12 protein-coding genes are annotated in these 13,271 nt (G+C 72.9%); 8 read left to right on the forward strand and 4 right to left on the reverse strand.

Annotated features, from left to right (window positions below; genetic code table 11):
- Positions 1 to 31: 31 nt before the first annotated feature.
- From ACIQ5Y_RS20280 to ACIQ5Y_RS20295, 4 genes are all read left to right on the forward strand, one after another.
- Entirely contained in the window at positions 32 to 583 is a 552-nt protein-coding gene (locus ACIQ5Y_RS20280; protein ID WP_403881896.1) for a type 1 glutamine amidotransferase domain-containing protein, read from the forward strand.
- 52 nt (positions 584 to 635) lie between these two features.
- The gene (locus tag ACIQ5Y_RS20285) at positions 636 to 878 is read left to right on the forward strand and encodes a DUF6158 family protein (protein WP_376659170.1); all 243 of its coding nucleotides are present in this window, start codon (positions 636 to 638) and stop codon (positions 876 to 878) included.
- Positions 879 to 1,005: 127 nt separating this feature from the next.
- Positions 1,006 to 1,557, forward strand: coding sequence for a TetR/AcrR family transcriptional regulator (locus ACIQ5Y_RS20290; protein ID WP_403881899.1), 552 nt, complete (start codon positions 1,006 to 1,008; stop codon positions 1,555 to 1,557).
- A 160-nt stretch (positions 1,558 to 1,717) separates the two neighbouring features.
- Entirely contained in the window at positions 1,718 to 3,241 is a 1,524-nt protein-coding gene (locus ACIQ5Y_RS20295; RefSeq protein ID WP_403881902.1) for an MFS transporter, read from the forward strand.
- A gap of 36 nt (positions 3,242 to 3,277) precedes the next feature.
- Here the strand turns inward: ACIQ5Y_RS20295 and ACIQ5Y_RS20300 are convergent, their stop codons facing one another.
- Entirely contained in the window at positions 3,278 to 4,627 is a 1,350-nt protein-coding gene (locus ACIQ5Y_RS20300) for a tetratricopeptide repeat protein (protein ID WP_403881905.1), read from the reverse strand.
- A gap of 140 nt (positions 4,628 to 4,767) precedes the next feature.
- Here ACIQ5Y_RS20300 and ACIQ5Y_RS20305 point away from each other — a divergent pair, with 140 nt between their 5' ends.
- Complete coding sequence (locus tag ACIQ5Y_RS20305; RefSeq protein WP_403881909.1) at positions 4,768 to 6,132, forward strand: M64 family metallopeptidase; 1,365 nt, start codon at positions 4,768 to 4,770, stop codon at positions 6,130 to 6,132.
- Here the strand turns inward: ACIQ5Y_RS20305 and ACIQ5Y_RS20310 are convergent.
- Positions 6,103 to 6,642: a hypothetical protein gene (locus tag ACIQ5Y_RS20310; RefSeq protein WP_403881912.1), complete on the reverse strand. Its 540-nt coding sequence runs from the start codon at positions 6,640 to 6,642 to the stop codon at positions 6,103 to 6,105. The genes ACIQ5Y_RS20305 and ACIQ5Y_RS20310 overlap by 30 nt on opposite strands.
- Positions 6,643 to 6,969: 327 nt before the next feature.
- Between ACIQ5Y_RS20310 and ACIQ5Y_RS20315 the strand changes: the two genes are divergently transcribed.
- On the forward strand, positions 6,970 to 7,551 hold the full coding sequence (locus ACIQ5Y_RS20315) for an HPP family protein (RefSeq protein WP_403881915.1): 582 nt from the start codon (positions 6,970 to 6,972) through the stop codon (positions 7,549 to 7,551).
- A gap of 15 nt (positions 7,552 to 7,566) precedes the next feature.
- Here ACIQ5Y_RS20315 and ACIQ5Y_RS20320 read toward each other — a convergent pair whose 3' ends face one another.
- Entirely contained in the window at positions 7,567 to 9,318 is a 1,752-nt protein-coding gene (locus ACIQ5Y_RS20320; protein WP_403882275.1) for a VanW family protein, read from the reverse strand.
- Positions 9,319 to 9,516: 198 nt separating this feature from the next.
- Positions 9,517 to 10,137 carry a TetR/AcrR family transcriptional regulator gene (locus ACIQ5Y_RS20325; RefSeq protein ID WP_403881918.1) on the reverse strand — a complete coding sequence of 207 codons (621 nt, stop codon included), beginning with the start codon at positions 10,135 to 10,137 and terminating at the stop codon, positions 9,517 to 9,519.
- Positions 10,138 to 10,304: 167 nt separating this feature from the next.
- Here ACIQ5Y_RS20325 and ACIQ5Y_RS20330 point away from each other — a divergent pair, with 167 nt between their 5' ends.
- Together ACIQ5Y_RS20330 and ACIQ5Y_RS20335 are read left to right on the forward strand one after the other, a co-directional pair.
- Complete coding sequence (locus ACIQ5Y_RS20330; protein ID WP_403881921.1) at positions 10,305 to 11,849, forward strand: APC family permease; 1,545 nt, start codon at positions 10,305 to 10,307, stop codon at positions 11,847 to 11,849.
- A 130-nt stretch (positions 11,850 to 11,979) separates the two neighbouring features.
- Positions 11,980 to 13,104: an agmatine deiminase family protein gene (locus tag ACIQ5Y_RS20335; protein WP_403881924.1), complete on the forward strand. Its 1,125-nt coding sequence runs from the start codon at positions 11,980 to 11,982 to the stop codon at positions 13,102 to 13,104.
- Positions 13,105 to 13,271 lie beyond the last annotated feature (167 nt).

Genomic DNA, 13,271 nt, shown 5'->3' on the forward strand with positions numbered 1-13,271 from the left:
CACTCTGGGAGGAGGGAAGGAGGCCACCCGCATGCGCATCGCGTTCCTGATGGCGCCCGAGGGCGTCGAGGAAGTCGAACTGACCGTGCCCTGGAAGGCCGTACTGGAAGCGGGCTCGATCCCCCGGCTCGTCTCCACGAAACCGGGAGTCGTCCGCGCCTACCACCACCTCGACAAGGCCGGGGCCCATGCCGTCGACCACGTCCTGGGCGAGGATCCGGCGGAGGACTTCGACGCGCTCGTGCTGCCCGGCGGCCTCGCCAACCCCGACGCCCTGCGCATGGACCGGCGGGCCGTCGCGTTCGTCCGCGGGTTCTTCGATGCGGGCCGGACCGTCGCCGCCATCTGCCACGCCCCCTGGACCCTGGTCGAGGCCGACGTGGTGCGCGGCAGGACCCTGACCTCGTACCCCAGCCTGGCGACCGACATCCGCAACGCCGGCGGCACCTGGGTCGACGAGGAGGTCCACGTCTGTCGCGCGGCCCCGGCCACCCTGATCACCAGCCGCAGGCCGCGCGACCTCAAGGCCTTCTGCGGCGCCCTCGTGGCGGAGATCGGCGGCCGGGGCCCCGGCGGCGCATGATGGAGGCGGGGGACGAAGCCCGCAGGACTCGTGCCGAGGAGGTGCACGCGACATGACGGAGCACGACGGCGGTCCGTCGGCGAGCAAGCTGGAGGAGGGCAGGCTCCTCAAGGAGCTGGAAGCCATCCACCGCACGCGCCACGAGACCCTGCTGCACGGGTCCGACGATGCCCTGGTCACCCACACCAAGCGGATGAACGAGCTGGAGCACGAGTACGTACGCCGCCACCCGCAGCGCGCCCAGACCGCGTCCCGCACCCGCGAGGGCGCACGCGCGCGCACCAACGGGGAGTAGGTCCGGCCGGCGGCCCGGCCGGCGCCACGTGATCGTGATCAGGTAGGGAAACAGGCGCAAGGAGTGGACCTTTTTCGCCTCGCATGAGACAGTTTTGTATCAAGCGAGGCGAAGGAGGCTCACTCTCGTGCGTGAAGAAGAACTGCTGGACGCGGCCGCCCGTGTCCTCGCCGGCGACCACAGCGCCTCGATGGTGCAGATCGCCGCGGGCATCGGCACCAGCCGCGCCACCCTCAGCCGCCGCTACGCGACCCGCGAGGCCCTGCTGAAGGCCGTCGCCGTACGCGCCATCCAGGTGGTCGACGCCTGCCTCACCCCGGCCGATCTGCCGCAGAGCGCGGACGGGGCGGCCTTCGACGCCGCCCTGGAGGAACTGGTCGTCGCACTGCTGCCCGCCGCGCACCTGTACGGCTTCACCTCGCGCGACGCCACCGTGCTCGCCGACCCCGAGTTCCGGGCCGGTTTGGACCGGCAGGACCAGCGGGCCCTCGCCTTCCTCGCGCTGGGCCAGCGGCTGGGGCGGCTGCGCACCGACCTCCCGCCCTACTGGATCTGGTACTCGCTCTGGGGCCTGCTCGACGCCGCCGCCGAGGGCGTGCGCGACGGCCACCTCGCGCCCCGCCAGATCGGCCACCTGGTCCTCACCTCCTTCCTCGGCGGAGCACGGCCGACCGCCTAGCGCACCGCTTGGAGCACGGCCGACCGCCCGGAGCAGGGCCGACCGCCCGGCGCACCGCTCGGCGCATGGTCCCGCCCGGCGCCCTGCGCGCGGCCGAAACCCGAACCGCGAACCCCCGAAACCCCGAACCCGAGCCCCGCTCAACCCTGAACGGATTCCCATGCACACCCCCACGCAGGACCCCCGTCGGTGGATCGTCCTCGCGATCCTCTCCGGCAGCCTCCTGCTGATCTCCATGGACACCACGATCCTCAACGTGGCCTTCCCCTCCCTCGTCGGCGACCTCCAGCCGGGCGCGGTCCAGCAGCTGTGGATCATCGACATCTACGCGCTCGCCCTGTCCGGCCTGCTCGTCACCGCGGGCGCGCTCGGCGACCGCTGGGGCCGCAAGCGGCTGCTCATGACCGGCTTCGCGATCTTCTCGCTGGCCTCCCTGGTGGCCGTGCTGTCCACCGAGGCCTGGCACGTGATCGCGGCCCGTGCCCTGCTCGGCGTCGGCGGCGCGGCCATCATGCCCTCCACCCTGTCGATCCTGCGCAGCGTCTTCACCGACGCCAAGGAGCGCGCCTTCGCCCTCGCCGTCTGGGCGGCCGTCTTCGGTGGCGGCATGGCCTTCGGCCCGGTCGTCGGCGGGCTGCTCGTACAGGACTACGGCTGGCACTCGGCCTTCCTCCTCAACCTCCCCGTCGCCGCCGTGATCATGGCGACCGGTCTGCGCTACCTCCCCGAATCGCGTGCCCCGCGCACCACCGGCGCCTGGGACTGGTGGGGCGTCGGCCAGTCCATCGTCGGCATGCTCGCCCTCGCGGGCGGCATCAAGCAGCTCGGCAAGAGCGGTGTCGCCGACCCGCTGCCCTGGGCCCTGCTCCTCGTCGCCGCCGTGGCGCTGACCGTCTTCGTACGCCGTCAGCTGCGTGTGCCGAACCCGCTGCTCCAGGTGCGGCTGTTCGCCAAGCCGGCCTTCAGCGTCGCCGCCACCGCGATCTTCCTGCCGATGGTGGGCATGGGCGCGATCCTGTTCCTCGTCACCCAGTGGTTCCAGTACGGCCAGGGCTACACCCCGCTGGAGGCGGGCCTGCGCCTGCTGCCCGCACCGCTCGCGCTGATCGTCGCCTCGATGGTGGCCCCCACCCTCATGCAGCGCTTCGCGATCCGCCACGTGCTCGGCGCCGGACTGGTCGTACTCGCCGCGGGAATGGCCCTGCCCTGGGCGTTCCAGCAGTTCACCGACCTCGGCTACCCCGCCTTCGCCGCCGCGCTGACCGTCATGGGCCTCGGCGCCGGCATGGCCACCACGGTCGCCTCGGTGACGCTGATCTCCGCCGCCCCCGCGGCGGAGGTCTCCAGCGCCGCCGCGATCGAGGAGACCTGCTACGAACTGGGCTCGGCCATGGGCGTCGCCATCCTCGGTTCCACGGCCGCCGCCCTCTACCGGGGCAACCTGCCCGCCCTGGAACTGGACGGCCCCACCGCGGCCGCCGTACGGGACTCCGTGGGCGAGGCGGCGCACACCGCCGAGCGCCTCGGCGGCGCGGTCGGCCAGACCCTGCTCGACGCGGCCTCGCACGCCTACACCCTGGCGATCACACCCGCGTTCCTGATGGCGGGCGCCCTCGCCGTCGCCGCCGCGGCCACCACCTGGACGCTCATTCCGCACGACCTCCGGCCCACCGAGAACCACTGACCGACCTCGGGGGGTGTCCCGTGGATCACGCCGGATTCACGGCGCGATCCACGAGACGCCCCCCGGCTCCGCCGGCGCCGGGCCCAGCGTGGTGGTGCCCGGCGCCGCGCGGTGCCCGAGCCCCGTGCGGTACGCGTCCAGCGCCGCCTCCACCCGGCCCGTCCGCCGCAGCAGATCGCCCAGCAGCCGGCACAGGTCGGCCAGATCACCCGTCGCCCCGCTGCGCTCCAGCAGCGCCAGTGCCTGTACGTAGTGCCGCTCGGCGGCATCGGTCTCACCGCGCTCCTCGGCCATCAGCCCGAGGAGCCGGTGGGCACCGCCCGCGTGCACCGCTCCGTGCCGCTCGCCGAGCTCCAGCAGCGCGGACAGCAGCGCGGCGGCCTCCTCGTACCGGCCGAGCCGGCGCAGTACGTCCGCGAGCTCCACCTCCACCTGCGCCGTGTACAGGGCGGCCCGCCGGGCCGAGAGCATGGACCGGGCCGTGCGGAGCTCCTGCTCCGCCGAGGCGAGTTCGCCGTTCTGGGCCTGGACGTAGCCGCGCATCCAGTGGCAGTGCGCCAGATCGGTCCGCAGGCGCAGCTGCCCGTAGATCTCCTGGGCCTTGGCGAGGGAGGCGTCGGCGTCGGCGACCCGCCCCTCCGCGAGGAAGGTCCGTGCCACCTGCCGGTGCATCCCCGCCACCAGCGCCGGATCGCCGACCCGAGGGGCCAGCGCGAGCGCCAGTTCGGCGGCGCGCGCGGCGCGCGCGTGGGCGCCCATGTCGATGTACGGCCCGATCACCGCGGCATAGAGCAGCACCAGCGCCTCGGGATCGGCGAGCCCGCTCGCGCCCAGCTCCTCGATGGTGGATTCGAGGAGGTAGCAGGCGTAGCGCAGCTCGCCCGAGAGCAGGTGCGCGACGGCGCGTCCCCGGATCGGCCGGGCCCGCCGGGGGAGCGGCTCGTCGGCCAGCAGCCGCTCCGCCTCCTCGAAGTGACCTATCGCATCGGCCAGTTCGCCTGATTCCAGTGCGCACTCGCCCAGCCCGAGGCGGGCCTCCGCCTGCTCGGGTGCCAGGGCCAGTTCCTCCGCCCGGGCCAGCAGGCCCCGGTAGCGGTCGGCAGCCTCGTCGGCCTCGCCCGTGGCCAGGGTCTGCTGGGCGTCGGCGAGGGCGAGCCGCAGCTCCGTGGCCAGGTGGGCGGGGCGTCCCGTGGAGAGTTCCTCGTACGAGGTCCCCAGTCGCCCGGCGAGGTAGCGCAGCGCGGTCTCGGACGGGCGGACCTTGCCCGACTCCAGGGTGGAGATGTAGGCGGATGTGTACGAAGGCTCCGCCAACTGGCGCTGAGTAAGACCGAGTTCGCCGCGCAGGCGCTGAACTCTGCGCCCGATGTCGGCCGGTTCGTCCATGGAGACTCCCTGATCGCTCGAACTCCCCAGTATTCAGGGGGAGTGGGCCATTGCGCACGCCCCGGCACCCCGCCTAGTTTAAGCAGCTGCTTCACCGGACTTAACGCCTTGCTTAACTGCCTTTCACGGGGGAGGACTTCATGGACGTCGGTATGCGCCCGGGCGCGCGCGCCACCCTGCGCGCGGTCGCCGCGGCGGCCTGTGCGACGGCCCTGCTGGTGGCCGCGGGCCCGGCCCGCGCCGCGAGCGTCGAACCACCGGCGAAGCCGCGGGTGGCCGTCGAGATACCGGGGCCGGAACAGGGCGGCGACGCCGGATCCGGGCACGTCCTGGTCGCCCCGGGCGGAGCCGGACCGGCGAAGACCGCCGGCGGGCTGAGCCCGGCCGAACGGGCCGCCGACGGCGAGGTGGCAAAACCGGTCGACAACGGCCCCACCGCCGACCGCCTCGACGTCGTCGTCATCGGGGACGGCTACACCGCCGGCGAACTGGACCGCTTCCACGCCGACGCGGCCCGGAAGTGGGCCGAGGTGACGGCCGTCGAGCCGTACTCCACCTACCGCAACCTCTTCAACGTGTGGACCGTCGACGCGGTCTCCCACGACTCCGGAGTCACCGGTGACCCCGACCGCGCCACCGTGCGCGACACCGCCCTCGGTTCGTACTTCTGGTGCGAGGACATCGAACGGCTGCTCTGCGTGGACCAGGCCAAGGTCGACGCGTACGTGGCCAGGGTGCCGCAGGCCGACCTGGTGATCGTGCTGGCCAACAGTGCCAAGTACGGCGGCGCGGGCTACAACGAACGCAGCGCCACCCTGGGTTACGAGGGGATCTCGACGGCCTCTGCGGGCCACCCCAAGTCGGGCCAGGTAGCCATCCACGAGACGGGTCATTCGCTGGGCAAGCTCGCCGACGAGTACTTCTACCCGGGCGTCCCGGACTACGAGAAGTACACCGGCCCCGAGCCGGGCGAATCCAACGTCTCCGGCCTCCCCGCCGACCGGATGGCGACCCAGCGGGCCAAGTGGTACCGCTGGCTGGGCGAGCCGTCCCCGGACGGCGGCACGGTCGGCGCGTACGAAGGCGGCGGCTACTACGTGACCGGGCTGTACCGGCCCACCGACAACTCGATCATGCGGGTGCTCGGGAAGCCGTTCAACCTCCCCGGCGCCGAGTCGATGATCGCCGGCTTCTACCAGCACGCCAGGATCGTCACCGCGCTCACCCCGATCGACGGCACCCTGCGGCTGCGCGACCGGGCGAAGGTGGCCGTCCCGGCCCTGGAGAGTACGGACGGCCGCCGGCTGACGGTGCGGTGGTTCCTCGACGGCAAGGAGCTGAAGCGCTTCGAGGGCCGTACCGAGGTGGCCGTGGCGGAACTCCGGCTCTTCGACCTCCGCACGCACCGGCTGTCGGTGACGGCCGAGGACCGGACCCCGTCGGTGCGCGACCCGAAGATCATGAAGACCCTGCGCTCAACGGCCGGGTGGAGGGTCAGGCTCTAGCCGGTCGGCAAGGTGGCGGGCGATGAACCGCTCCCAGGTCAGGCTCTCCACGACGTGGGTCGGGATGCCGTAGTACAGCAGGCGCGGGCCGTCGCGGTCGGTGGTGACCGTTCCCTCGAAGGCGATGACGCGGTCGCCGTCAGCGGCGGGCCGCCCGCGCTCGGCGACGAAGGCAACCAGCTCCCGGGGGCTGGGCGAGCACTCGTAGCCGACGGGCATGTCCAACCAGCCGGTCACCTCGCACCAGTGGCATTCGTCGCCGTTGGCGTCCCACTTGCGGCCCCCGCACCGAGGGCACCGGTACCGGGTGCCGTCCTCGCTGATCGTCGCGGTCGCATACGGCAGGGGCCGGGTGGCGCGGGCTGCATCGGCGCCGAACTCCGGCTCGCCGTCTCGGTGCAGGCAGAAGTGGACGACCGGCATGCTGCGCTCCCCCTGGTGCGTTGTTGCGGCCTGCCGTCCGCCGAAGCGGCGGACACCGCCGATCGGCCCGACGAGCCAAGTGGTCACCCGCCGATTCAAGGGGACGGTCACACCCGCGTGCAACCGGTCCGCGACACGGCCGGGATCTTCCCGCCGGCGTCCCCTCGATCGGGCGCGGCTCGCGGAGGATCGCGACCGGCGGCGGTTCCGCCGCAGGTGGGCCGGGCCGCGCATAGGAGCAAAGTCACCCCCCTCGGCAGCGGTTGCCAGGCACCCGCCAGGTAGGGTCGTCTGAAATGTCCCCGGTCCACCCGCGGTCCCGGGGGCGTTCGCACCCGTCCCGGCACCACCCTTGCCCGGCGTCGTCCTGCCCTCCCCGGCCGCTGCGCGGCCGCCTGCCCGGAAACCGCTGAAATGAGTTCGAACGCCGCGCTCCGCCCGCAGCCCACGCCCACCCCCGCCGACCCCGCTCCGGCAGCCGACAGCGCTCCGGCGCGCCGGTGGCCCGGGCTCACCGTGCGGGCTCCGGCCAGGCCCGGCCCGGCGGCGGCCCTGCACAGCATCGCGGCGGCGACCACCGTGCTCCTGGGTCTCGTCGCGATCGGCGCGATGATCCACGAACCGGTGCTGATACCCCCGCTGGCCGCGAGCGCCGCACTGGTCCACAGCGCTCCGACCCTGCCGCTGGCCCAGCCGCGCAACGTGGTCATCGGCCACCTGCTGGGCAGTGCGGTGGGCTACGCCGTACTCGCGGCGGCGGGCAGCAGTGCCTGGGCGGCCGCCGTGGCGGCGGGGCTCACGCTCGGCCTCAACATGCTCGCCCGTACCCCGCACTCCCCGGCCGTGGCCACCGCTGTGATCATCGTGCTCCAGACGCCCGCCCCCGGCCGGTTCATCCCCCTGCTGTTCGGGGCGACCGTCCTGCTCGTACTGACCGGGTACGCCGCTTCCCGGGTGCGCCGGAAGGCTCCGACCTACCCCGTCTATTGGTGGTGACGCGGTAGGCCGGGGCTATGCCGACCCCGGAGCCGGCGCGGCCTGCGCGGCGGCCGTCGGGCCTGCGCCCGGTGTCGCGGAGGGCGCCGGGGCGGGCTCGCAGACGATCTCGTCGCGCGGGGTGTAGTGGGTGGAGTACTCCTCGCTCTTGACCTCCCGGCCGTCCTTGACGAAGATCCGGCCGACCTTGACGTCGAAGCCTTCCAGGGGCGTCTGGACCTCGCACTTCGGGCCGGAGTCCGTGTGCTTGGCGGGCGGGGTGACGTTGGTGCGCGGACCCTTGGTCGCGCGGATCTCGTCGTACTTCCTCGTCCCCAGCAGGGTGATCGTCAGCGAGGTGTCGGTCGACCGTGCCCGGACGTAGACGGCGTGGCCGGAGTCGTTGAGCCAGCGCAGGTCGAGGGTGCCCCAGGCGACGGTCGCCTCCCGGCCCTCGGGGTAGCGCTCGATGTAGAAGGAGTGCGCCCCGTGCTCGAGCGGCTTGAGACCGGCGAAGAACATGGCGTTGTACATCGTGGTGGCGACCGCGGACACGCCGCCGCCCGGCGACTTCACGTACCGGCCGTCGTTGATCATGATGCCGTCGACGAAACCGTTCTCCTTGGTCCGCTCGCCGACCGTGCGGTTGAAGCTCCACTCCTGCCCGGGCATCACCACGGAGCCGTTGATCAGCTCCACCGCCCGGCCGATGTTCTTGGACCGGTACGGGGCCGCCGGGAACTCGACGGTGAAGGAGGAGAGCTTCTCCTTGATGCCGAGGCGCTCCGCCTCCGCGTCGGTGAGCTGCGGCTGGACGGCCGTGGTGGCCACCGTGGCGCTCCGCTCGGCGCCCGAGCGGGTCAGCAGCGGCATCACGGCCCGGCCGAGGGCCTCCTCGGTGACCTGGTGCCCGGAGCGGCCGGACTCCGTGACCACGGCGCGGCCGTTCGCGTCGAGGCCGAGCACCGCGTCGCGCGGTGAGCTGGCGGCCTCCCCGAGCGGGCCGGCCACGGCGGGGTCGGCGAGCAGGCCGCCGGAGTCCAGAGCCGGTACGAGGCGTCCGGCGGAGTCGGGCTTCATCTTCAGGTGCTCGCCGAGGACCACCGGGCTGACCGGTACGCGGGTGTCGGCCACCGTGAGGGTGACGGGCCCGGAGACCGCCGGCTCCGCGAACTCGCGCAGGGCCCGCTCGGTCTCGTCGGCGCCCACGCGCGGCTCGGTGCGCCGGACCGGCAGTTCGAGCGGCCCGGCGTCCGGGCGGGGCCGGAGGTAGGCGTCCCGGAGGGTGTCGAAGGCCGCGTCCCGTTCGAGGGTCACCCCGCTCTGCGCGGCGACCACCTTCGGCCGGCCCGCGTCGAAGGCTATGGATCCGTCGCGGACCTGCTGCGCGGTGCTCTCGCCGAGCCTGTCCACCCCGGCGCGGGCGGTCTTCTCGTCCGTCCGGATCACGGGCTCGACGTCAGGGTTCCCGGAGGCGAACAGCCGGCCGATGACGCCGAACGGCCCGGGGCCCGAGCCGGCGGCGCGGTCGACCGTCGCGGCGGTGTCGAGGGACAGTCCGACGGCAGCCGGGGTGACCTCCTCGACGCGTTCGCCGATGCGCACGGTGACCGGAGCCGCGGCGCTCGGCCCGAGGGCGCCGGTCAGCTTGTGCTCCGCCGCCGCGGGGCTCATGCCGCCGATGTCCACGCCCCGTACCCGGGTGCCGGGGGCGAGGTCGTCCCCGGCCGCGAGTCCGGCGACGTAGAGACCGCCCAGCCCGAGGGCCAGGGCGCCGCCCGTCGTCATCGCGGCGATCCGCCAGTTACCTGTCCAGCTGCCCGCAGGTCGCACATCTCTCCTTGTGGCGCCGACCGGTCGCCGGGCGGCTCGGGGCCGCGGCAGGGGCGCGTAGATGACGGTTGAGGTCATCCATCATGACCACGGAAATCCGCGATTCGGGAGAGAAGGTAACGGTTCTCACAAAACGGGCAAAGGTGTCCCGGGTCAGGCCGCCAGGCCGTCGAGGACGAGGCGCAGGCCCAGTTCGAAGCCGCGGTCGTCGAGCGCGGCCAGGCCCTCCCCGGTGGCGGCCGACTCTGCGAGGGAGTCCGCGAGCGCCGGGTATGCGGGCCGGTACTCGGCGGCGGGGCGGGTGAAGCCCGCGGTGAAGGTCTCCAGTGCCGAGCCCAGTACCAGGTAGTCGATGGCGGCGGCCGCCTCGGCGGCCCGCGCCGGGGTGCAGCCCGCCCGGACGAGTGCCGCGAGCAGGGCGTCGTAGCCGCGCAGCGCCCGGTCCGCCTCGACCCGGCGCCGGGCCGCGGGCGCGATCGCGTTCGGGTGGCGCAGGTACACCCGGCGGTAGCCGCGCGCGTACGCCGCGATCCCCTCGCGCCAGTCGGGCCCGTCGAGCGGGCTCAGGTCGATCTCCTCGTTGATCAGTTCCGAGACCGCGTCCAGCACGTCCTCCTTGGACGCGACGTGGTGGTAGAGCGACGCGCCCCTGACCCCGAGCCGGTCGGCGAGCGTCCGCATCTTGAGGGCCTGGGGGCCCTCCTCGTCGAGGAGTTCGAGGGCCGCGCGGGCGATGTTCCCACGGCTGAGCAGCGGCTGGTTCGGACGGCCCACGTGTGATCCCCCTCGTCGGTGGCCGTCAGGTTACCCGTTGGCAGGGTCTTCCCCTGAGGTCCGGGTCGGGTTAAGGTCCCCGCAATCCCGCAACCTAACGACGTTAGATTTAGCTGCCGGGACGCGCCGGGCCGTCCTGGCGCGCCCCGGCGCCTTGAGAGGTACGCATGCCAGACCTTCCCTCCCCCCGTACGGACGCGCTCACGGGCGCCGTCACGGACGCGAGCACCGATACGGACGCGGCCCGGCTGACCGACCTGGGCTACACCCAGGAGCTGAACCGCAGCCTCGGCGTCCTCGGCAACATCGCCATGGGCTTCGCCGTGGTCTCGCCGGTCGTGGCCCTGTACGCCGTCTCCATGGTCGGCACGATGATCGCCGGGCCCGCCTGGGTGTGGGCACTGCCGATCGTGCTGCTGGGCCAGTGCCTCGTCGTGAACGTCTACTCCGAACTCGCCTCCCAGTGGCCGCTCGCCGGCGGGCCCTACCAGTGGGGACGCCGGCTGCTCGGCCCGTCCTTCGGCTGGATGAGCGGCTGGGTGTGGCAGTTCGCCGTCATGTTCGGCAACACCACCGTCGCCTACCTGGCGGCCCCCTGGGTCTTCGCCCTCGTCGGCGTCACCCCCACACCAGGCACCATGGTCGCCGTGGCCGCCGGGATCCTGCTGGCGTGCATGCTCGTGAACGCGTACGGGATCAGGATCCTGAGCCTGTTCGTCTCCCTGGGCATCGCCGCCGAGGCCATCGCCTCCGTACTGGTCGGCTTCGCGCTCCTGCTGTTCTTCCGCGAGCACGGCTTCTCCCTCTTCACCGAGACCCTCGGCGCCGAGGAGCTGTCCGGCGGATCGACCACGATGGCCTTCCTGGCCGTCCTGGCGGTCGCGGGCTGGGGGTTCATCGGCTTCGACGCCTGCGTCTCCACCGCAGAGGAGACCAAGGACGCCGGCCGGCAGGTGCCGCGCGCCATGTGGTGGGCGCTGCTCAGCGTCGGCGTCGTCGTCATCCTCAACGCGATGGCCGTGGCCCTCGCCCACCCCTCGCCCGAGGCGGTCGTCGCCGGCGAGGACCTCGACCCGGTGACCACCGCCGTCACCACCGCCTTCGGCTCCTGGTCGGACAAGCCCTTCGTCGCGGTGGTCCTGGTCGGCTTCCTCGCCTGCGCCATGGCCTCCCAGGGCGGCGCCGCCCGCGGCGTGTACTCGCTGGCGCGCGACGGCGTCTTCCCCTTCTCCCGTCACGTGCGCAAGGTCAACCGCCGTCAGGCCCCCATCGGCGGCCTGATCGCCTCCACCCTCGTCAGCTGTACCGGCCTGCTGCTCGGCCTGAACGCCACCGCCATCGGCAGCCTGATCGCCTTCGGCACCGCGGCCACCTTCCTGCCGTTCTTCCTGGTCAGCCTGGCCGCGCTCATCGCCCGGCTGCGGGGCACCTGGGTCCCGTCCGGGCACATCCGGCTCGGGCGCAAGGGCACCTTCCTGAACGTCCTGGCCGTGCTCTGGACCGCCTTCGAGGTCGCCAACGTCTGCTGGCCGCGCGCCGTCCTGGCACCGCCCGGAGCCCCCTGGTACCAGGTCTGGGCGGGTCTGATCGGCACCGGCGCGGTGATCACGGCCGGACTGCTCTACCTCGCGGTCAAGAAGCCCCACCACGCGCTGCGCACCGCACCGGCGGGAGAGCGGAGCGAGGGAGTCCCGGCGGCCGACCGGGCCTGATGCGCCCCTGATCCGCCTCCGATCGGGGTCTGATCGGGGTCTGATCCACCCCTGATCCACCCCTGCTCCGCCTCTGATCCGCAGATTCCCCTTGATTCAGGCATCCGCTTCACATCGAAGGAGTAATGGCATGGACCTGCCATACGTGCGCGTCCCGCGCATGACGCGTCGGGGCTTCGGCGCCGCCGCACTCGCGGCCGCCGCGGTTCCCCTGCTCGGCCGCACCGCCTTCGCCGAGGCGAGCGCGGAGCCGCTCCACGCTCCGGCCGAATGGGAGCCGCACGCGGGCTGCGTGATGGCCTGGCCCTGGGACCGGAACGTCGGCTGGGGCTCGCTGCTCGCCGACGTCCAGGCCGAGATCGCCGGGATCGCCCGGGAAATCGCCCGCTTCGAGCCGGTGATCATGGTCGCCGAACCGGGCACGGCCGCCGAGGCGCGCCGGCAGTGCGGCAGCGCGGTCACCGTCATCGAGTACCCGGTCAACGACTGCTGGACCCGGGACACCGGACCCCTCTTCGTGGTCAACCCCGGCAACACGCACCGCACCGGGGTCGACTTCGGGTTCAACGGGTGGGGCGGGAAGTACCCGTACGACAAGGACGACTTCCTCCCCGTCGGCGTCTGCGCGCACCTGGGCGATCCCCGGACGCCGGTCGGCATGGTCCTGGAGGGCGGGTCGGTCATCACCGACGGCCAGGGCACCCTCGTCACCACCGAGGAATGCCTCCTCAACCCCAACCGCAACCCGGGCATGACCCGTGCCCAGATCGAAGCCCAGCTGCTCGTCTCGTACGGAGCGAGCACGGTGGTCTGGCTGCCGTACGGCCTCCACCACGACGACATCACCAACGGCCATGTCGACCTCGTCGCCGCCTACCTGGGACCGGCAAGGATCCTGCTCCACACCCAGCCGGATCCGGCCGACCCCAACCACGCCCGGATGGCCGCCAACAAGGCGGTGCTCCAGGCCGCGACCGACGCCTGCGGCAGGCCCTTCCAGGTGGTGGAGATGGAGCACCAGCCGCACTTCCGGCACAAGGGACTGCTGGTGGAGACCTTCAGCTACACCAACTACTACCTGACCTCCGGCAGCGTCGTCGTCCCGCTCTCGGGCGAACCGGCCGACGCGCTCGCCCTGGCGCGGTTCGCGTCGCTCTTCCCCAGCCGCCAGGTGGTCGGCACCCCGGCACGCACCCTGGCCTGGGGCGGCGGTGGTGTCCACTGCGTGACCCAGCACGTGCCACGCGTGCAGTAGTAGCGGTAGCAGCAGCAGTACGGGAGAGCGCGGAAACGCTCCGGCCGGGGGCCGCCGCGATGGGGGGCGCGGCGGCCCCCCCCCGGGGGTCGGCCCCGGGGGGGGGGCCGTCAACAATGGGTGCAAGACCCCGGCCGCCAAAACGCCCACCAGCGCCCTCCGCGCCA

The sequence above is a fragment of the Streptomyces sp. NPDC096339 genome (assembly GCF_044762985.1).
In the GTDB taxonomy this organism is placed as follows: Bacteria; Actinomycetota; Actinomycetes; order Streptomycetales; family Streptomycetaceae; genus Streptomyces.